At 68.0% G+C, this 19,920-nt stretch carries 15 protein-coding genes; 10 read left to right on the top strand and 5 right to left on the bottom strand.

Going from position 1 to position 19,920, the window contains the following annotated elements; all coding sequences use genetic code 11:
* Positions 1 to 29: 29 nt before the first annotated feature.
* The 10 genes from ACWRN3_RS11110 to ACWRN3_RS11155 all read left to right on the top strand — a co-directional run bounded on the left by ACWRN3_RS11110 (position 30) and on the right by ACWRN3_RS11155 (position 13,143).
* Positions 30 to 1,391, top strand: coding sequence for a class I SAM-dependent RNA methyltransferase (locus tag ACWRN3_RS11110; RefSeq protein WP_476740774.1), 1,362 nt, complete (start codon positions 30 to 32; stop codon positions 1,389 to 1,391).
* A 166-nt stretch (positions 1,392 to 1,557) separates the two neighbouring features.
* Positions 1,558 to 4,383, top strand: coding sequence for an aconitate hydratase (locus tag ACWRN3_RS11115; protein ID WP_476740681.1), 2,826 nt, complete (start codon positions 1,558 to 1,560; stop codon positions 4,381 to 4,383).
* A 143-nt stretch (positions 4,384 to 4,526) separates the two neighbouring features.
* Complete coding sequence (gene dxs / locus ACWRN3_RS11120; protein WP_255175196.1) at positions 4,527 to 6,500, top strand: 1-deoxy-D-xylulose-5-phosphate synthase; 1,974 nt, start codon at positions 4,527 to 4,529, stop codon at positions 6,498 to 6,500.
* A complete protein-coding gene (locus tag ACWRN3_RS11125; protein WP_159632169.1) occupies positions 6,497 to 7,117 on the top strand; it encodes a DUF402 domain-containing protein in 621 nt (206 codons plus the stop codon). Before dxs ends, ACWRN3_RS11125 begins: the two co-directional genes overlap by 4 nt.
* Positions 7,114 to 7,674, top strand: a complete 561-nt coding sequence (locus tag ACWRN3_RS11130) for a hypothetical protein (RefSeq protein ID WP_324644801.1) — start codon at positions 7,114 to 7,116, stop codon at positions 7,672 to 7,674. Before ACWRN3_RS11125 ends, ACWRN3_RS11130 begins: the two co-directional genes overlap by 4 nt.
* A 10-nt stretch (positions 7,675 to 7,684) precedes the next feature.
* The gene (locus ACWRN3_RS11135; protein ID WP_255175198.1) at positions 7,685 to 8,662 is read left to right on the top strand and encodes an aldo/keto reductase; all 978 of its coding nucleotides are present in this window, start codon (positions 7,685 to 7,687) and stop codon (positions 8,660 to 8,662) included.
* 6 nt (positions 8,663 to 8,668) lie between these two features.
* Positions 8,669 to 9,694, top strand: a complete 1,026-nt coding sequence (locus ACWRN3_RS11140) for a nucleoside hydrolase (RefSeq protein ID WP_275181065.1) — start codon at positions 8,669 to 8,671, stop codon at positions 9,692 to 9,694.
* 186 nt (positions 9,695 to 9,880) lie between these two features.
* A complete protein-coding gene (locus ACWRN3_RS11145; protein WP_476740682.1) occupies positions 9,881 to 10,777 on the top strand; it encodes an ECF transporter S component in 897 nt (298 codons plus the stop codon).
* Between the two features lie 10 nt (positions 10,778 to 10,787).
* Positions 10,788 to 11,570: an energy-coupling factor transporter transmembrane component T gene (locus ACWRN3_RS11150; RefSeq protein WP_476740683.1), complete on the top strand. Its 783-nt coding sequence runs from the start codon at positions 10,788 to 10,790 to the stop codon at positions 11,568 to 11,570.
* A gap of 4 nt (positions 11,571 to 11,574) precedes the next feature.
* Positions 11,575 to 13,143 (top strand): ABC transporter ATP-binding protein, encoded by a 1,569-nt coding sequence (locus ACWRN3_RS11155; RefSeq protein WP_476740684.1) that lies wholly within the window; start codon positions 11,575 to 11,577, stop codon positions 13,141 to 13,143.
* 12 nt (positions 13,144 to 13,155) lie between these two features.
* On the opposite strand, the gene ACWRN3_RS11160 is transcribed toward ACWRN3_RS11155, so the two are convergent.
* The 5 genes from ACWRN3_RS11160 to ACWRN3_RS11180 form a co-directional block, all read right to left on the bottom strand.
* Entirely contained in the window at positions 13,156 to 15,321 is a 2,166-nt protein-coding gene (locus ACWRN3_RS11160; RefSeq protein ID WP_476740685.1) for a 3-hydroxyacyl-CoA dehydrogenase NAD-binding domain-containing protein, read from the bottom strand.
* The gene (locus ACWRN3_RS11165; RefSeq protein WP_476740686.1) at positions 15,318 to 16,598 is read right to left on the bottom strand and encodes a thiolase family protein; all 1,281 of its coding nucleotides are present in this window, start codon (positions 16,596 to 16,598) and stop codon (positions 15,318 to 15,320) included. Before ACWRN3_RS11165 ends, ACWRN3_RS11160 begins: the two co-directional genes overlap by 4 nt.
* A gap of 121 nt (positions 16,599 to 16,719) precedes the next feature.
* A complete protein-coding gene (locus ACWRN3_RS11170; protein WP_255175204.1) occupies positions 16,720 to 18,054 on the bottom strand; it encodes an HRDC domain-containing protein in 1,335 nt (444 codons plus the stop codon).
* Between the two features lie 12 nt (positions 18,055 to 18,066).
* A complete protein-coding gene (locus ACWRN3_RS11175; protein WP_476740687.1) occupies positions 18,067 to 18,759 on the bottom strand; it encodes a DUF3000 domain-containing protein in 693 nt (230 codons plus the stop codon).
* Between the two features lie 58 nt (positions 18,760 to 18,817).
* On the bottom strand, positions 18,818 to 19,915 hold the full coding sequence (locus ACWRN3_RS11180; RefSeq protein ID WP_476740775.1) for a threonine aldolase family protein: 1,098 nt from the start codon (positions 19,913 to 19,915) through the stop codon (positions 18,818 to 18,820).
* Positions 19,916 to 19,920 lie beyond the last annotated feature (5 nt).

The raw sequence follows: 19,920 nt of genomic DNA on the forward strand, positions 1-19,920 counted from the left end.
CCGCCGCTTTGCCGGCATCCGACACTTCGCTGCCTTCAGGGGATGAAACCGGCCACACCGGTGAGGAGGCCGTCCTCGACGTCGGTCCGGTGGCCCACGGCGGGCACTGCGTGGCGCGCCATGAGGGCCGGGTGGTCTTTGTCCGGCACGCCATTCCGGGGGAGAAGGTCCGCGTCAGGCTCACCGACGCCGCGGACGGCGCCAAGTTCTGGCGGGCAGATGTCATCGAGGTGCTGGAAGCATCGCCGGACCGGGTGGAACACTTCTGGCATGTGGCGGATTCCCTGCGCGCCTGGGGCCACGGCCACCCGCCGGTGGGCGGTGCCGAGTTCGGGCACATGACCCTGGCGAGGCAGCGCAGCCTGAAAGCGGACGTCGTGGCAGAACAGCTCACCCGCCTGGCCGGCTTTGACCAGGTGCCGTCCGTATGGACCGGCGCGGTGGAACCCGTGGGGGAAGCGGACGACGGCGGCACCGGCCTGGGGTGGCGCACGCGGGCCAGTTTTTCGGTCACCCCCGGCGGCAGGCTCGGGATGCACGCCCACCGCTCCAACCACATCGTTGCGGTGCGGGAGATGCCCCTGGCAAGCGAAGCAATCAACGCCCTGCGCCTGTGGGACCTGGACCTGCAGGGCATCGAACGGGTTGAGGTGGCCGCGCCGGCCAACGGTTCCCGGCCCCTGGTGCTCCTGGCCCCTGCGCCGGGTACCAAGGACAAGCGGCTGCGGGCGATCGCCGCGGCCCTGCCGGCGGACGCATCGGTGGCAGCCTTCGATCCGCTGGCCGGCACCGTCACGCAGCTCCGGGGACGCACCTGGGTCCAGGAAACCGCCGCTGGACACGAATACCGGGTGACCGGCGAGGGTTTCTGGCAGATCCACCGCGACGCGCCCGGCACCCTTGTGGGGGCTGTCACAGAATTCCTCCGGGAGGGCGACTTCCTGAACCCCGGTGCCGTGGTCGCCGACCTGTACGCGGGCGCCGGGCTCTTCACCGCCGTACTGGCTGATGCGGTAGGGGAGACGGGGTCCGTACTCTCGGTCGAAGGGGCGCCGGGTGCAAGCCGGGATGCCCGGAAGAACCTGCACTCCGCACCGCAGGTGGAGGTGGTCCAGGGGCGCGTGGAGCGGGTCCTGCGCCAGAAACCGCGGAACTTCGACGCCCTGGTCCTCGACCCTCCCCGCGCCGGAGCCGGGAAAGCCGTCGTCGGCCAACTCGTCGCCTCGCAGCCCCGGGCCATTGCCTATGTGTCCTGCGATCCGGCGTCGTTCGCGCGTGACCTCGGTTACTTCCGCCGCTCCGGGTGGGAGCTCGCCGGGCTGCGGGCCTTCGACCTGTACCCCCACACCCACCACCTCGAGACGGTGGCACTGCTGACTCCGGCTCCATGATGCCGTCACGGTTTTCGACTACGATGGCCGTAGTAGTCCCACGTCGCGCCCGAATTCTCGGCCGGCCGTGTGCAAATTTTCGGGCCCTGGAACTACTTAGGGCTTCCTAACTAGCAGGCGGTCAACCGCGCGACAAAGATGAAACTGTTGCGAGAGGAGTCCTGCGATGAGCACTGTGGACAGCTTCGGTTCAAAAGGCAAACTTAATGTAGCCGGAACCGAGTACGAAATTTTCCGGTTGAACTCCGTTGAAGGTGCAGAAAACCTTCCGTTCAGCCTCAAGGTATTGCTTGAAAACCTGCTGAGGACCGAGGACGGCGCGAACATCACTGCCGATCACGTTCGCGCTTTGGCAGGCTGGGATCCGAATGCGGAACCCGATACAGAAATCCAGTTCACGCCGGCGCGCGTGATCATGCAGGACTTCACCGGTGTTCCCTGCGTGGTCGACCTGGCCACCATGCGTGAAGCCGTCAAGGACCTGGGCGGCGACCCGAAGCGGGTCAACCCGCTGGCACCCGCCGAAATGGTCATCGACCACTCCGTCCAGATCGACGCCTTCGGTAACTCCGGCGCACTGGAGCGCAACATGGAGATCGAATACCAGCGCAACGGTGAGCGCTACCAGTTCCTGCGCTGGGGCCAGACGGCGTTCGACGACTTCAAGGTGGTCCCCCCGGGAACCGGCATCGTGCACCAGGTCAACATCGAATACCTGGCCCGCACCGTGATGACCCGCGAAGTGGATGGTGCGCTCCGCGCCTACCCCGACACCTGCGTCGGCACGGACTCGCACACCACCATGGTCAACGGCATGGGCGTGCTGGGCTGGGGCGTGGGCGGCATCGAGGCCGAGGCAGCAATGCTCGGCCAGCCCGTCTCCATGCTCATCCCGCGCGTGGTGGGCTTCAAGCTCAGCGGCAGCATTCCTGCCGGTGCCACCGCAACCGACGTGGTGCTGACCATCACCGAAATGCTGCGCAAGCACGGCGTGGTGGGCAAGTTCGTGGAGTTCTACGGCGAAGGCGTTGCTGCTGTGCCGCTGGCCAACCGCGCCACCATCGGCAACATGAGCCCCGAGTTCGGCTCCACCGCCGCCATGTTCCCCATCGACGACGTCACCCTGGACTACCTGCGCCTCACCGGCCGGTCCGAGCAGAACGTCGCCCTCGTGGAGTCCTACGCCAAGGAACAGGGCCTGTGGCACGACGCTTCCCGCGACATCAAGTTCTCCGAGTACCTGGAACTGGACCTGTCCACGGTTGTTCCGTCCATCGCCGGCCCCAAGCGCCCGCAGGACCGCATTGAACTGACCGAGGCCAAGGACGAGTTCCGCCACGACCTGCTCAACTACGTCTCCCACGACGCCAACGCCGGCACCCTGGACGAGTCCCTGGAAGAAAGCTTCCCGGCCTCCGACGCCCCGTCCTTCACGGGCGGAGCAACCCACATCTCGGACACCGACCGCGAACCGCCGAAGTATTCGGCTGCCCACGGCGGCGCCGGACGGACCTCCAATCCGGTTCCCGTAAAGATGGCTGACGGCCGCGAGTTCGAGCTGGACCACGGCGCGGTGACCATCGCGTCCATCACGTCCTGCACCAACACGTCCAACCCGTCGGTCATGCTGGCCGCCGCTGTGCTGGCGCGCAACGCCGTCGAAAAGGGCCTCACCGCCAAGCCGTGGGTGAAGACCTCCGTCGCCCCCGGCTCGAAGGTAGTTACCGACTACTACGAGAAGTCCGGCCTGACCCCGTACCTGGAGAAGCTCGGCTTCTACATCGTGGGCTACGGCTGCGCCACCTGCATCGGTAACTCGGGCCCGCTGGAAGCAGAGATCTCCGAGGCCATCCAGGCCAACGACCTCGCCGTCAGCGCCGTCCTGTCCGGCAACCGCAACTTCGAAGGCCGCATCAACCCGGACGTGAAGATGAACTACCTGGCGTCCCCGCCGCTGGTCATCGCGTACGCCCTGGCCGGTTCCATGGACTTCGACTTCGAGACCGATCCGCTCGGCAAGGATGAGGCCGGCAACGACGTCTTCCTGAAGGACATCTGGCCCAACCCGGTTGAGGTCCAGCAGGTCATCGATTCCTCGATCGACAAGGAGATGTTCGCCAAGGGCTACGAGGGCGTCTTCGACGGCGACGACCGCTGGAAGGCACTGGACACCCCGGCCGGCGACACCTTCGCCTGGGATCCGAACTCCACCTACGTCCGGAAGCCCCCGTACTTCGAGGGAATGCAGGCACAGCCGGAGCCGGTCAAGGACATCTCGGGCGCCCGAGTGCTCCTGAAGCTCGGCGACTCGGTCACCACCGACCACATCTCTCCGGCCGGTTCCTTCAAGTCCGACACTCCGGCCGGCCAGTACCTGCTGGCCAACGGCGTGGAGCGCAAGGACTTCAACTCCTACGGCTCGCGCCGTGGCAACCACGAAGTGATGATCCGCGGCACGTTCGCGAACATCCGCATCAAGAACCAGCTCCTGGACGGCGTTGAGGGCGGCTTCACCCGCGACTTCACCCAGGCTGACGGCCCGCAGGCATACGTCTACGACGCCGCGCAGAACTACCAGGCAGCCGGCACCCCGCTGGTGGTCCTGGCGGGCAAGGAATACGGTTCCGGATCATCGCGCGACTGGGCTGCCAAGGGCACCGCACTGCTGGGCGTCAAGGCCGTCATCGCCGAGAGCTACGAGCGCATCCACCGCTCCAACCTCATCGGCATGGGCGTCCTGCCGCTGCAGTACCCGGCCGGCGAGAACGCTGCCAGCCTGGGCCTGACCGGCACGGAAACCTTCTCCGTGGAGGGCGTCACCGCCCTCAACGAGGGCACCACGCCCAAGACCCTGAAGGTCACCGCCACCGCAGAGGACGGCTCCTCGAAGTCCTTCGACGCCGTGCTCCGCATCGATACCCCGGGTGAAGCGGACTACTACCGCAACGGCGGCATCCTGCAGTACGTGCTGCGCCAGATCTCCGCCAACTAGCGGGAACTGCTGCCCAGGCACCAACCTCCCGAAGCCCCGGCCGGTCACCGACCAGCCGGGGCTTCGGCTTTTCAGCCACGTCCGGCCCTGCGAACCGAGGCGTTAGAGTTAAACGGCACGTCTACCACCCGAAGGAGGGGTCATTGGGAATCTTGGACACCATCCGGAATCCGCAGGACCTGAACGAGTTGACCGAGGAACAGCTGGAACAGCTGGCTTCGGAAATCAGGGATTTCCTGATTACGAACGTCTCCCAGACGGGCGGCCACCTCGGGCCCAACCTCGGCGTCGTGGAACTGACGCTGGCCGTGCACCGCATCTTCGAATCCCCCCGCGACAGCATCGTCTTTGACACAGGCCACCAGTCCTATGTCCACAAGCTGCTCACCGGACGCCAGGACTTCAGCACGCTCCGCCAGGAAGGCGGCCTTTCCGGCTACCCGGACAGGGCCGAATCGGAACACGACATCGTGGAAAGCTCCCACGCGTCGTCGTCCCTGTCCTGGGCCGACGGCATTTCCCGGGCCCGCCAGCTCACCGGCGAAGGCGACCGGCACGTGGTGGCCATCATCGGTGATGGTGCCCTCACCGGCGGCATGGCCTGGGAAGCCATCAACAACATTGCGGCGGACAAGAAACGCCGCGTGGTCATCGTGGTCAACGACAACGGCCGGTCCTACGCCCCCACGGTGGGCGGCTTCGCGGACTACCTTGCCTCCCTGCGCCCCACCATCGACTCCTTCCGCGCCGCCCCCGCGTACGAGGGCGCGCTTGACTGGTGGAAGAAGAAGCTGCAGGACGGTGGCCCCGTGGGGCAGTTCACCTACAAAAGCCTGCACGCCATGAAGAAGGGCATCAAGGACTGGTGGGCGCCGCAGGGCATGTTCGAGGACCTCGGCATGAAGTACATCGGCCCGGTGGATGGGCATAACCTCCAGGCCATGGAGCATGCACTGTCCACCGCCCGGAACTACGGCGGCCCCGTGATCGTCCACGCCATGACGGAAAAGGGCCACGGCTACGCTCCGGCCCGTGCCCATGAAGCGGACCAGTTCCACGCGGTGGGCATCATCGACCCCGAAACGGGCGAGCCCACCGGCGCCGGCGGCGCCCAGTCCTGGACCTCCGTGTTCGCGGACGAGATCGCTGCCATCGCCGACGAACGCGACGACATCGTGGGCATCACAGGGGCCATGCTGATCCCGGTTGGCCTGCACAAATTCGCGGCCAAGCATCCCAAGCGCGTCATCGACGTCGGCATCGCGGAGCAGCATGCGCTGACCGCCGCCGCGGGCATGGCCTTCGGCGGACTGCACCCTGTCGTGGCCGTCTACGCCACCTTCCTGAACCGGGCCTTCGACCAGCTGCTCATGGACGTCGCCCTCCACAAGGCCGGCGTCACGATCGTCCTTGACCGCGCCGGCGTCACCGGCCCGGACGGCGCAAGCCACCACGGTATGTGGGACATGGCCATGGTCCAGATCGTCCCCGGACTGCACCTTGCCGCGCCCCGCGACGCCACCCGGCTCCGCGAGGAGCTGCGCGAAGCCGTTGCCATCAGCGATGCCCCCAGCGTCGTCCGCTTCTCCAAGGGCTCCGTTGGCCCCGCCGTCGAAGCACTGGAACGGCTCAGCGACGGAGTCGACGTCCTGGCCCGCAGACCGTCAGGCTCCACCGAAAACGACGTGCTGATCGTCAGCGTCGGCGCGATGGCCGAACTGGCACTGGACGTTTCCAACCGGCTCGGCGCGCAGGGCATCAGCACCACTGTGGTGGATCCCCGCTGGGTCCTCCCCGTCCGGCGTTCCATCATTGCGCTGGCTTCACACCACCGCCTGGTGATCTGCATCGAAGACGGCGTCCGCGCAGGTGGCGTCGGCTCGCGTATCCGGCAGGAGATGCGTGCCGCAGGCGTCGACACCGCCCTGAACGAGGTGGGCCTGCCGGTGGAGTTCCTTGACCACGGCACCCGCAACCAGGTGCTGGAGCGCGTTGGGCTGACGGCCCAGCAGATCACGCACGACGTCGTCGCACAGGTCCTGGGAACGAAGGTTCCCTTTGCGCGGCCCCTCCCCGGGCAGCAGCACCCCACCACCGGCAGCCTTCCGATCCTGTGAGGGACGAGGACGAACTGAAGTACCCCGGGCCGGCGGGGGAGTCCGGACCGGTCCTGCACACCACCACCACACGCGTTCCCAACGGACTGGAGCCAGGCCAGCTGGTGGTTTCCAGGAACCGCAAATGGAACGGCAAAGCCCACTGGGTTGTGCCGGGGCGGTACTTGGGCGAGGACCAGCACGGGTGGTGGATCTTCCAGGGCACCAACGAATTCTGTTCCCGCCCCGGCGCCGCGTTCTATACCCGTTCGGATGCTGTCCTGCTGGTGCCGCGCCAGGGCGACTGGGTGGCAACGTTCTACGACTCCGCCCACCCCGGCGGAGTGCGGGTCTACATCGACCTCGCCGTGGGCCATGAGTGGACACACATCCGGCCTGCGGTAACCGAGTTCCATGTCATCGACATGGACCTCGACGTCATCCGCACCGCGGACCGCGGCGTCTTCATCGACGACCAGGATGAGTTTGCGGAGCACAGCGTTTCCATGCACTACCCCCACCGTCTGATTGAGGACATCCAGGCGGCCGCGGACGGGCTTTACCACGCCGTGAAGGCACAGCACGCGCCTTTCGACGGCACCGACGTTGAATGGTTTACCAAAGGACGCACCACATGAGCGGCATTGTCAGGGTCTACAAACGCGACGACGAGGGCGCCCTCCAGTTCCGGGAGGCCTGGTTCGACGAGGAGTACTCCCAGTTCGTGATGAACTTCGGTGCCGTGGGGCACCAGAGCAAGACCGAGGAAACCGACGTCCCCGACGCAGGCGCTGCGGATGGCCTCCTGGACGCCTTTGCCGCACAATGCGCGGAGGACGGCTACGCGGAGATCCCCAACGAGGAGCAGTTTTGGGTGGTGGCACAGTTCGCCCTCAAGACCAGGGAAGGCACCGACCGGGACCGCCGCCTGGAGCAAAAGGCCAAGGACGCCCTCATCAGCCACCTGGCGTGGCGCGGCCTGGGAACAGTGGAGCGGTCCGAATTCACCGACTACAAGCTGAACATCTTCTGCCTGTGCCCGGACGTCAACAAGGCAGTCAACGCCATCAAGGTGTGCGCCCGCGGCGAGGACCTCGACTTTACCAAGCTCAGCATCGGGGCCGCTCCGTTCAGCGACCCCGACCAGTACAAACTCAAGCACTCCGCCAAGCCCGGCGGCAGCTTCAGCCTCTAGGAGAGCTCCCGTGACCACTTACCGCCGCGTTGGAAAATCAGGCCTCACCGTCTCCACCGTCGGCCTGGGCTGCAACAACCTGGGCCGCGCCAACACCGCCACGGAGTCGCAGGACGCCACGGACGGGGTGGTCAACGCCGCCATTGACTCCGGGATCACGCTGTTCGATGTGGCAGACAACTACGGCAGGGTACCGGGACTCAGCGAAACCATGCTGGGCAAGGCCCTCGGCAGCCGGCGCGGGGACGTGGTGGTTGCCACCAAGTTCGGGATGGATGCCAAGGGCGCCAACGGTCCGGACTTCGGCGCCCGTGGTTCCCGGCGGTACATCATCCAGTCGGTGGAGGCCTCGCTGCGGCGGCTCGGTACCGACTGGATCGATCTTTACCAGTTCCACACCCCGGATCCGCTCACGCCCATCGACGAAACCCTGGCAGCGCTGGATACCCTGGTCCGCAGCGGCAAAGTCCGTTACATCGGCCACTCCAACCGCTCCGGCTGGCAGATCGCCCAGGCGGAATACGTGGCCCGGGAACTGGGCACCGCACGGTTCATCTCCTCGCAAAACCACTACAACCTCCTGGACCGGCGCGCCGAACTGGAGGTGACCCCGGCCGCCGAGGAATTCGGCCTGGGTGTCCTGCCGTATTTCCCGCTGGCCAACGGCCTTCTGACCGGTAAGTATTCGCCGGGCCACGCTCCGGAAGGATCCCGGCTCAGCCACACCCGCACCAACATGGTGGACGACGCCGACTGGGATCAGCTGGGAAGGTACAGCGCCTTCGCGAAGGAGCGCGGGCTGACCGAGATCGAGGTGGCCTTTTCCTGGCTCGCCGCCCAGCCCTCGGTGGCCAGCGTCATCGCCGGCGCCACCAGGCCGGAACAGGTCCGGCAGAACGCGCAAGCGGCAGACTGGGTTCCCACCCCGGAGGACCTGGCTGCCCTGGACGGGATCTTCCCCGCCGTGCCCAAGGTCGCGCTCTTCTAGGCGACCGTGCCCGCTTACCTCCTTGACGTCGATACCGGCATCGACGATGCCCTGGCCCTCGCCTATCTTGCCGCCCTCCCGGACACGGAGTTCGTGGCGGTCACGGCCACCCCGGGCAACGTTGATGCCGACCAGGTGGCGCGCAACACCCTTGCCCTGCTGGAGCTGTGCGGCCGGCCTGGAGTGCAGGTTGCGGTGGGTGCCCGGAAGCCCCTGTCCATCCCCCTGATCACCACCCCGGAAACGCATGGGCCGCAGGGGATCGGCTACGCGGTGTTGCCTGAACCATCAGGCCAGCCCAGTCGGCAGAATGCAGTGGACCTGTGGATCGAACATGCCAGGGCCAGGCCGGGGGAGTTGACCGCGCTCATTACCGCCCCGCTCACCAACTTCGCCCTGGCCCTGCGGCAGGAACCGGCACTTCCAGACCTCCTGGCCAAGGTGGTGATCATGGGCGGCGCCTTCTACCACCAAGGCAACACCACCCCCACCGCCGAGTGGAACACCCACGTGGATCCGCACGCGGCCAAGGAAGTCTATGCCGCCTACCGCGGCCGGCCGCTGGAGAAACTGCCCATCGTCTGTTCGCTGGACACCACGGAACGCATGGAAATGCATCCGGCCCACGTCAAGGCACTGGCCCGGGCTGCAGGTGCCGCCGTTCCGGAACTGGTACTCCCGGAAGACCCAGAGGGCCGCCGCAGCACTTCCGACAACACGCTGATCAGGCACCTTTCGGACGCCCTGCGCTTCTACTTCGAGTTCCACCGGCTCTACGACCAGGGCTACCTGGCCCACGTCCATGACTTCTTTGCCGCCGGCGTGGCCGCCGGCACCCTTGAGTACGCCGCGCGCCCGGCCACGGTGGACGTCGAAACGGAATCGGCGCTCCTCATGGGAACGACCGTGGCAGACTTTCGCGGGCTCTGGGGCGCACCACCGAACGCCCGGATCGTGTCCGCCAACAACCCGGAGCAGGCGTTCGGTGAGCTGGTGTCCGCTGTGGGGCGCCTGGCCCGGAAGACGGGGTGAGGCAGGGGATCCACGGCCGGCGCGGCAGGAACATCCTGCCCGGGACGCTGCCGGAGGATGGCCGGTAGAATGGGCTCCGGACCGGCCCGGCGCAGTTGCCGCCGGCTGCTGCCGAGGTGACATAGGCAGCCACATCCCGGCCCGGTACTGCCGGGCCACTGCCTGCACCCCAAAGGAACAGTTCCCATGTCATCGCCCTCTTTGACGCTTCCGTCCCAGGAACGCCCCGCGGCCCGCCGCCGGCTGCTGGAGATCCTCGGCGCCCTGGCCATTGCCGCCACCTACGTCTACCTGGTCCTTAACCAGCCCGCAGACATCACCGGTGGTCCGGGCAGCGCATCGGCCCTGATCGCCCTCACCGGTTTCCTGGCCGGGGCGGTCCTGCTGATCGTCGCCGTGCTGCCCACCCTTCCGGCCTCCACCCTGGTGCTGATCCCGGTGGCGCTGGTCCTGAACATCGTGCTGGGCCAGTTTGTCGGCAGCACTCTTGTTCCCTTCTACCTCGACGCCATCGGCACAGTGCTGATCGCCGCCCTGGCCGGCCCCGCCGCCGGCGCCGCCACTGGCGCGCTCAGCAGCATTGTCTGGTCCTTCTTCAACCCCACCGTGCTGCCGTTCGCGGCAGGCGCCGCGCTCATCGGCTGCCTGGCCGGGCTCGCGGCACGCTACGGCCTCTTCCGCCGCTTCTACCTTGCCCCGGTTGCCGGCTTCGTCACCGGGATCATCGCAGGCGTCGTGTCCGCCCCCGTGGCTGCCTTCGTCTTCGGCGGGACGTCGGGCGTGGCCACCGGCGCAATCGTCAGTGCCTTCCGGGCCATGGGGGACACCCTCCTGGCCGCCATCACCAAGCAGGCACTCCTGTCCGACCCCATGGACAAGGCCATCGTGTTCACCATCGTGGCCGTCTTGGTCTACGCGCTGCCGCGCCGGACGCGCCAGCAGTTCCCCTTCATCCGCCGCCACCGGGTGCTCGCCGGCAGCAGCCCGGCCCCGGCGCCGCAGACGGGTGCGCACGCCGACGGTTCGAAGCAGGCACCGGGTACTGCGTCGGGACCGGCCAGCGATTCAGCGCTGAACGGCTGAGCCGGGCACCGTGACAGCATCCCCGGCGGGCAGGACCGCGGCCCCGGCCAGGCGGGAGCGGATTAATCCGCTGACCTTACTTGCCGTTGCCGGCAGCACGGCGGTCATGACGACGGCGGCAGCAAGCTGGGTGCTCTCAGGCACCGTGGTTGCCGCCTGCCTTGGCCTGTCGCTGGCCAGGGGCGCGGCCCGCCGCGTTGTGCCGGCTGCCGCGGCAGTCCTGGTCCCGCTCGGCCTGTCACTGCTGGTGCTGCACGGCCTCTTCTTCCCGGAAGGAAGGACTGTGCTGGCGGAGTGGGGACCTGCCCGCATCACGGCAGAGGGACTGCAATTTGCCGTGCAGCGCATTCTACAGCTGGCCGCCGTGGTCCTGGCCCTGCTGCTGTTTTCCTTCAGTGTCAGCGTGCCGGACCTGGTGGCGGCCTTGTCGGCCCGCGGCGTGCAGGGCCGGTTCGCTTTCGTGCTGGCATCCACCCTGACCCTGCTGCCGGCCATTGCCGGCCGGGCGCGCCGGATCCGGCAGGCCCAGGAATCGCGCGGCCTGGTCATCTCCCGCGGCCTGCTGTCCAGGATGACCGCATTCCGGCTGCAGGCCGTTCCCCTGGTCTTGTCCCTGATCGAGGAAGCCGGGACCCGGGCTGCTGCCCTGGAAGCGCGCGGACTGGGCAACCCCGGGCCGCGGACCACCTACCGGGAAGTGCCCGATTCCGCCGCCCAGCGGGCAGTGCGGGCCGTCCTGATGGTGGCGGCACTGGCCGCAGTGGTTCTCCGGGTTGTGCAGGCCGGTGCCTGAACGCATGGCGGCTGCCGGCCGTGCCGTCCCCTTGAACAGCCCAGTGCTGGCTGCCGGCGTCCGGAGCTTTACCTTCCACGACGGGCATGCCCCCGCCCTGCATGAGCTGGCTGTTTCCGTTGCGCCGGGCTCCTTCACGGCCATTCTGGGCGCATCTGGAAGTGGCAAGTCCACCCTGGGCCGGTTGCTGGCCGGCTGGCTGGCGCCGGGCGGCCACGGCACGCTGGCGGGGTTCCTTGAGCTGGCCGGCACGCGGCTGGAATTCGACGGCGGCAGCGGGGACCCCCGGATCGATCCCGCCCAGTGGGGCCGGCACGTGGGTTTCGTGCCGCAGGACCCTGCCGGCGTCCTGTCCACCGTCCGGGCCACGGTGGCCGAGGAACTCGCGTTCGGTCTGGAAAACACCGGCATGGACCGTGCCGGGATGAAAGCCGCCGTGGAGCGCACCGCCGGGCTCCTGGGACTTGCCGGCCAGCTGGACCAGGACCCGGCCAGGCTGTCCGGCGGCCAGATGCGGCGGCTGGCCATCGGCTGCGCGATCATCCCCGGACCTCCGGTGCTGGTCATGGACGAGCCCTTCGCCTCCCTGGACGAGGCAGGGGCCAACGAACTGGCCGTGTTGGTCCGGGACCTCCTCAACCAGGGCACCGCCGTCGTGATCCTCAGCCAGACGGTTGACCCGCTGCTGCTGGAAGCCGGCACGTGGCTGGTGCTGGCGGACGGCACGCTCACCACCGGCGGACCTCCTGCCGCGTTCAGCCCCGGCTCCGGGCTCCTGCCGCCGGCCATCCGGCGCCTCAACCTGGAAGCCGCTGCGACCCCCGTGCCCCGGCCCTCCAGCCGTCGGGCAGGGGAGCTGCCGGCCGGGCCCGCAGCGCTGGAGCTGCGGGGGGTGTCCTTTGGATACCCGGAAGCGCCCGAACGCCGCCGCAGGCGTCGCCGGCAGGAGCCAGGGCCCGACCGCCGCGCAATGGTGCTCCAGGACATCAACCTGGCAGTCCATCCGGGGGAAATCGTAGCTGTCACCGGCCCCAACGGTGCAGGGAAATCAACGCTCCTGCGGCACTTCAACGGCCTGCTCCGTCCCACCGCAGGCGCTGTCCTGGTCCGCGGCGGCGACATCGCGGGAGCTCCGGTGGGAAAGACAGCGGCGTCCGTCGGCCTGCTCTTCCAGCAGCCCCGTGACCAGCTGTTCGAACGCACGGTGCTGCGGGAAGTCGGGTTCGGGCTGGACCGCCTGTTCGGCCCGGCGATGGCGGCCGATTACGCCGCCGCGGCACTGGAAGCTGTGGGACTCGCAGGTGCGGCCCGGGAACATCCTGCCGAGCTGCCGGCGTCCGCCCAGCGACTGTTGGCCCTGGCCACCGTCCTGGCGCGCAGGCCTGCCGTTCTGGCGCTGGACGAACCGACGGTGGCGCTGGACGGCGACGGACTCGCCCTGCTCGGCGCAGCCGTACGGTCGGCAGCGGAGGCGGGTGCCGCCGTCGTGCTGGTCACCCATGAACTGGGCTATGCACGCGCGGCGGCACACCGCATCCTGGCGCTCGACGGCGGCCGGCTGGTTCCGGCCTGACCGCCCGTCCGCCTAGTCCCGGGACTTGCTCGACGCGACGCCGGGCTGCAGGAAACGCTTGCCATTGACCCGCTCCGATGCACCCACCCGGTCCAGGTACGGCGTGATGCCGCCCAGGAACATCGGCCAGCCCGCGCCCAGGATCATGCATAGGTCGATGTCCTCGGGTCCGGCGACGACGCCTTCCTCCAGCATCAGGCCGATTTCCTCTGCCAGGGCGTCCTGGACGCGGTGCAGCACCTGCTCCGCCGAGGACGGGCTGGAGCTAAAGGACATCAACTCAAGTGTGGACTGGGGGATAGCCCGGGAACCGTCCGGGGCGGTCTCCCACAGTGCCTTGACGTTGTTGTCGATGAGCTTCTTGAGGTTGTCGGAAACCGGGAAGCGGTCGCCGAAAGCGGCGTTCAGGGACTCCTGGACATGCTGCGCCACGGGCAGGCCCACCATGGCCAGCAGCGTGAACGGTGTCATGGGCAGCCCCATGGGCCGCAGCGCGGCGTCCGCCACTTCCGCGGGGGTGCCCTCGTCGAAGGCAGCCGTCACTTCGCCCATCAGCCGCAGCAGGATGCGGTTGACCACGAACGCGGCCGCATCCTTGACCAGCACGCCGGTCTTCTTCAGGGCCTTGGCCAGTTCGAAGGCGGTGGCGAGCACGGCGTCGTCGGTCCGCGGGGCGCGGACGATTTCCAGCAGCGGCATGACGGCCACCGGATTGAAGAAGTGGAAGCCCACCAGCCGCTCCGGGTGCTGCAGGTCCGCGGCCATCTCCGTCACCGAGAGGGAGGAGGTGTTGGTCGCCAGGATGCACTCCGGCGACACGATGCCCTCCAGTTCGGCGAAGACCTGCTTCTTGATGTGGAGTTCCTCGAAGACAGCCTCGATCACGAAGTCGGCATCCGCAAATGCTTCCTTTGACACCGATCCGGTCACCAGTGCCTTGGTGCGGTTGGCAGCGTCCTGGCTGACGCGCTTCTTCGCCAGCAGCTTGTCCACCTCGCCATGGACGTAGGCCACGCCCTTGTCCACCCGGGCCTGGTCGATGTCGGTCAGGACCACCGGGACTTTCAGCTGCCGCGCGAAGAGGAGTGCCAATTGGCCGGCCATCAGTCCGGCGCCCACCACGCCCACCTTGGTGACAGGGCGGGCCAGCTTGCGGTCAGGGGCGCCGGCGGGGCGCTTGCCACGCTTCTGCACCAGGTCGAGGAAAGCGTAGACGGTGGAGCGGAACTCGTCCGTCTGCATGAGCCCGGCGAGGGTTTCGCACTCCAGGGCGGCGGACTCCGCCGCGGTCATGGTGCGGTTGGCCTCGAGGATGTCCAGGACTTTGGCGGGGGCAGGGGAGGCGTTGGACGTCTTGCCTTCCACGAACTTCCGGCCGGCATCCACGGCCGCGGTCCAGCGGGCCGCAGCGTCGGGGGAGGAAGGGTCGACGGCGTTGGGCCGCTCCGGGACCACGTCGCCGGAGATGACGCCCGCGGCCCAGGCCAGCGACTGCTCCAGGAAGTCGGCAGGCTCGAAGAGCGCGTCCGCAATTCCGAGACCGAACGCCTGGGCGCCGGAAAGGGTCCGGTTGTTGCTCAGCGGGTTCTCGATCATCACCTTGACGGCGTTTTCGGGCCCCACAAGGCGGGGAAGGATGTACACGCCGCCCCAGCCCGGCACCAGGCCCAGGAAGGCTTCCGGCAGCGCCAGGGCGCCGGCACCTGTTGACACCGTCCGGTAGGTGGACTGCAGGGCGATCTCCAGGCCGCCGCCCAGGGCGGCGCCGTTGATGAAGGCGAAGCTGGGGACGCCCAGGTTGGCCAGGGTGGCGTAGACGTCGTGGCCCAGCTGCGCCATCCAGAGTCCGTGCTCGCGCTTTTCCAGGGACTTCACCGCGGAAAGGTCGGCACCGGCCACCAGGTAGTGCGGCTTGCCGGTGACGCCCACGCCCACGATTTCCCCGCGGGCGGCACGGTCACGCAGGCCTTCCAGCACCGTGCCGAGCTCCACGAGGGTGTTGGGGCCAAGGGTGGTGGGCTTGGTGTGGTCAAAGTCGTTGTCCAGGGTGACCAGGGCAAAGGTGCCCGGGCTGGGCTTCCCCGCAGTTCCCGGCAGGGCGATGTCCTGGACGTAGGAGTGGGTCACGGTTTCGTTGGGGAAGAGGTCCGCCAACTTGCGGTAATCTGCGGCGCTCATGCCAGGGCTCCTTTGGACTCGGTAGCGGCGGCGGTCTCCCCGGCGGGGGTTCCACTGTAGTCGGGGTGGTGCGGGTTTTCCCAGATCACGGTGCCGCCCATGCCCAGGCCCACGCACATGGTGGTGATCCCGTAGCGGACCGACGGATCTTCCTCGAACTGGCGGGCGAGCTGGATCATCAGCCGGACGCCGGAGGACGCGAGGGGGTGGCCCACGGCGATGGCGCCGCCGTAGCGGTTCACCCGGGGGTCGTCGTCGGAAATGCCGTAGTGGTCAAGGAAGCTCAGGACCTGGACGGCGAACGCCTCGTTGATTTCGAACAGGCCGATGTCCTCGATCCCCAGGCCGGCGTTCTTCAGTGCCTTTTCGGTGGCCGGGACAGGGCCGATGCCCATGACTTCCGGCTCCACCCCGGCATATGCGTAGCTGACCAGCCGCATCTTGACCGGCAGGCCCAGTTCGGCGGCGGCTTCCGAGGACGCCAGGACGGCGGCGGTTGCGCCGTCGTTCAGCCCGGCGGCGTTACCGGCTGTCACCCGGCCATGGGCGCGGAACGGCGTACGCAGGCCGGCGAGGTCATCCAGGGTGGTGCCGGGGCGCGGCGGCTCATCCTTGCTGTGGACCGTCCAGCCCTCGCCGGGCTTCCGGGCGGCAACGGGAACCAGGTCGGCCTGGATCATGCCGTCCCGGTAGGCGGCTGCCAGCTTGTCCTGGGAAGCCACCGCATAGGCGTCGGTGCGCTCCTTGGTGATGGCGGGGAAGCGGTCATGCAGGTTCTCGGCGGTGTTTCCCATGTTCAGGGCTGCCGGGTCCACCAGCCGTTCGGACATGAAACGGGGGTTGGGGTCGGCGCCCGAGCCCATGGGGTGGTGGCCCATGTGCTCCACCCCGCCGGCGATGACCACGTCGTAGGCGCCGAAGCCGATGCTGCCGGCCGTAGTGGTGACAGCGGTCATGGCGCCGGCGCACATGCGGTCGATGGCGAAGCCGGGAACCGTGCGCGGCAGTCCGGCCAGCAGCGCGGCGGTCCTGCCGAGGGTGAGGCCCTGGTCGCCGGTCTGCGTGGTCGCGGCAATGGCAACCTCGTCGATCCGCTCCGCCGGCAGCGACGGGTTGCGGCGCAGCAGGCCTCGGATGCATTTCACGATCAGGTCGTCGGCCCGGGTTCCGGCGTAGATTCCCTTCTCGCCGGCCCTGCCGAAGGGTGTGCGGATGCCGTCCACAAAGACGACGTCGCGGACAGTGCGCGTGGATGCGCCGCTTCCGTGCTGGCTCACGTGTAACTCCTCATCGAGATGTGGCGCGCCGGGTGCATGCCGGAGGGCGGCAGCAGCCTGGCGTCGGTCACACCGATGTTACTCGTGAGTAACTTAGCCTGCAAGGGGTATCGCGGAGCAGTTACTGGCCGCCGGCTGCGGCAACAGGTTTGGCTTCCTTGGGCGGCAGCGGCTGCGGGTTCAGGAACGCGCCGGCAATCAGCGGTGCACTGAGTTCCACCTGCCACCTGCGGGCCCCCAGCGCCCGAAGCTCAGCGGCAACGGAGTCCTCGGTAAGGTCTGCGGGCGGCCGCCACGCCACGCGTCGCAGGTAGTCGGGCGTCAACAGGTTCTCCAGCGGCAGGTTCAGTTCCTCTGCCTTGGCCTGGAGGAGGGGCCGGGCAGTGGCCAGCCTGGCGGCGGCTTCGGGATCACGGTCTGCCCAGACCCTCGGCGGTGGCGGGGCGTTGGTGGGCAGGTGCAGGGGCGGCAGTTCCTCCAGGTCCCGCGCTGCGGCGATGCAGCGCAACCAGCGTGGAGCCTCGCGCTGGGCCGCGCGGCCGTGGAACCCCTTGGTGCTGAGCAGTTGCGGGACGGTGGCGGGCATGGCCTTCGCCGCCGCTACCAGGGCGGAGTCCGGAATGAGCCTGCCCGGTGCCACGTCGCGTTTTTGCGCCAGCGAGTCGCGTTCCAGCCACAGCTCGCGGACGGCGGCCAATTGGCGGCGGTCCCGGATCTGGTGCAGGCCGGACGTCTTCCGCCAGGGGTCCACCCGGGGCGGAGCGATGCCGGCTTCGAGGATGGCGGCAAATTCCTGCTCGGCGTACTCCAGCTTCCCGTCCGCCTGGAGCAGTTCAATGAGTTCCTCGCGCAGTTCGGTGAGGACCTCGACGTCCAGGGCGGCGTAGCGCAGCCACGGCTCCGGCAGGGGGCGGGTGGACCAATCAGCGGCGGAGTGTTCCTTCGCGAGCCCGAATCCCAGGAGCTGTTCGATGACGGCTGCCAGGCCCACGCGGGGAAGCCCGGCCAGGCGGGCGGCGAGTTCGGTGTCGAAGAGCTTGTCCGGCCACATTCCGAGTTCGGACAGGCAGGGCAGGTCCTGGCTGGCGGCGTGCAGGATCCATTCGACGCCGCGCAGGGCGTCATTGATGATCTCCAGGTTCCCGAAGGGTTCGGGATCGATCAGCCAGGTCCCGGCACCTTCGCGGCGGATCTGGACCAGGAAGGCGCGCTGGCCGTAGCGGAACCCGGAGGCGCGTTCGGCGTCAACGCCTGCGGGGCCGGTGCCGGCGGCAATGGCGGCGGCACAGCGCTCCAGGCCGGACTGGGTTTCGATGACCAGGGGAACGCCGTCCCGGGGTGCGTCAAGATCGATGATTTCGGGGATGGGGCTGTCAAAGCCCTCCACCGTGATATGGGGTGCGGCAGCAGCAGCCGGGACGCCGGCTGTGGTGTTTTCCGGAATGTTTGGGGTCATGATGCCCCCAGTTTACCGGGCTGCCCCATAGCCGTTCTGCTGGCCCCGCCGCCGGGGCGGAAGGGCGGTCACGCCGTCGGGCAGCGGCGGCAGCCCCGCAAACGTGCACACCATGTCGGACCAGGCTTCCAGGTGCGCCTGGACATCGGAGGAATCGGGCGTCCAGGAGGCCCGGAGTTCGATGTCGATGGAACCTGGCCGCCCGGCCAAAGTTCCGAAGCTTTCGGACAGGACGCGGGTGGCTGTGCCGCCGGCTGCCCTGTAAGCGGCCTTGTGGTTATCCAGCGCTTCCACCAGCCACGTCCATGCCACAGTTCCCAGCATCTGGTCGTTGCCCATTTCCGGTTCCAGTTCGGCCCGGATGTAGGTCACGATGCGGAACTCGCCGTCCCAGACCGCTGAGCCGTCCGGATCGTGCAGCAGGATGAACCGTCCGGTGGCGAGTTCCGTCTCATCGTCGTCCGCAGTTCCTGCGGCGGCGGTACCGGATGCTGCTGCGAAAGCCAGTGCTGCCGGTCCGTGGACGGGCGTGGAAAGGCTGCCTGTGCCGGGGGCCATGACTTCAGCGCCAAGTGCGACGGCAAACGGAGCCAGCCGTGCGGGGGCAGGGATTTCGGCCAGGTGCAGTTCCTTGCGGCACCGGGCTTTCCTGAGGGTTCCCAAGGCGTGGAGAAAATCCGGGGGAACCTGGTCAAGTGCGTTCACCTTGGCAGATTACGGGGCGGGGCGGGGCGGGGCAGGAAGGCTCGCCGTCAGCGGACGGTCACCCCGCCTGCCCGTCCCGGTAATCCCGGAGTTCACGGCGGATCGCGGCGGCAAAGGCATCAACATCTTCCTCGGTGGTGTCGAAGGAGCACATCCAGCGGACTTCCCCTGCTGCCTCGTCCCAGTCGTAGAAACGGAAGGAACTGCGCAGGCGGTCCGCCACGCCGGGTGGAAGGATTGCGAAGACGCCGTTGGATTCCGTCTTCTGGGTGGTGCGGACGCCCTCAATGGTGTCGACGGCGGCCCGCAGCCGGGTGGCCATGGCGTTGGCATGCGATGCGGAGCGCAGCCAAAGGCCGTCTTCGAGCAGGGCGATGAACTGGGCGGACATGAACCTCATCTTGGATGCCAGCTGCATGTTCATCTTGCGCAGGTATACCAGGCCGTGGGCGGCCTCAGGGTTCAGCGCCACCACGACCTCGCCGAAGAGCAGCCCGTTCTTGGTCCCGCCGAAGGACAGGATGTCCACGCCGGCGTCCCGGGTGAAGGCCCGCAGGGGGAGGTTCAGGTGGGCGGCCGCATTGGCCAGCCGTGCGCCGTCCATGTGCAGCTTCATGCCCTTTGCGTGGACATGGTCGGCGATGGCCCGCACTTCCTCCGGGGTGTAGCACGTGCCCAGTTCAGTGGTCTGGGTGATGGAGACGGCCAGCGGCTGCGCACGGTGCTCATCGCCCCAGCCCCAGGCCTCCCTGTCGATCAGCTCCGGGGTCAGCTTGCCGTCCGGGGCCGGGACCTGCAGCAGCTTCATGCCGCCGATGCGCTCGGGTGCCCCGTTCTCATCCATGTTGATATGGGCGGTGGAAGCGCACACCACGGCGCCCCAGCGGGGGAGCAGGGACTGCAGGGACAGGACATTGGCACCGGTGCCGTTGAAGACCGGGAAGCATTCGATGCCCGGGCCGAAGTGTTCAACCATCAGTTCCTGCAGCCGCGCGGTGTAGTCGTCCTCGCCGTAGGAAACCTGGTGCCCCTCGTTGGCTGCAGCCAAGGCTGCCAGCACCTCGGGGTGGACACCGGAGTAGTTGTCGGAGGCAAAGCCGCGCACGCTCGGATCGTGCAGCCGCAGCGCCGAGCCTGTTTCTGCTGTTGTCGTCATAGGGT

The sequence above is a fragment of the Pseudarthrobacter sp. rb genome, assembly GCF_056389225.1.

What these genes read in the sequence shown, in the direction of transcription:
- ACWRN3_RS11170 (WP_255175204.1), bottom strand. Translation starts at nt 18,054, where the DNA reads ATGACCCCAAACATTCCGGAAAACACCACAGCCGGCGTCCCGGCTGCT.
- ACWRN3_RS11180 (WP_476740775.1), bottom strand. Translation starts at nt 19,915, where the DNA reads ATGACGACAACAGCAGAAACAGGCTCGGCGCTGCGGCTGCACGATCCG.
- ACWRN3_RS11145 (WP_476740682.1), top strand. Translation starts at nt 9,881, where the DNA reads ATGTCATCGCCCTCTTTGACGCTTCCGTCCCAGGAACGCCCCGCGGCC.
- ACWRN3_RS11155 (WP_476740684.1), top strand. Translation starts at nt 11,575, where the DNA reads ATGGCGGCTGCCGGCCGTGCCGTCCCCTTGAACAGCCCAGTGCTGGCT.
- ACWRN3_RS11130 (WP_324644801.1), top strand. Translation starts at nt 7,114, where the DNA reads ATGAGCGGCATTGTCAGGGTCTACAAACGCGACGACGAGGGCGCCCTC.
- ACWRN3_RS11115 (WP_476740681.1), top strand. Translation starts at nt 1,558, where the DNA reads ATGAGCACTGTGGACAGCTTCGGTTCAAAAGGCAAACTTAATGTAGCC.
- ACWRN3_RS11160 (WP_476740685.1), bottom strand. Translation starts at nt 15,321, where the DNA reads ATGAGCGCCGCAGATTACCGCAAGTTGGCGGACCTCTTCCCCAACGAA.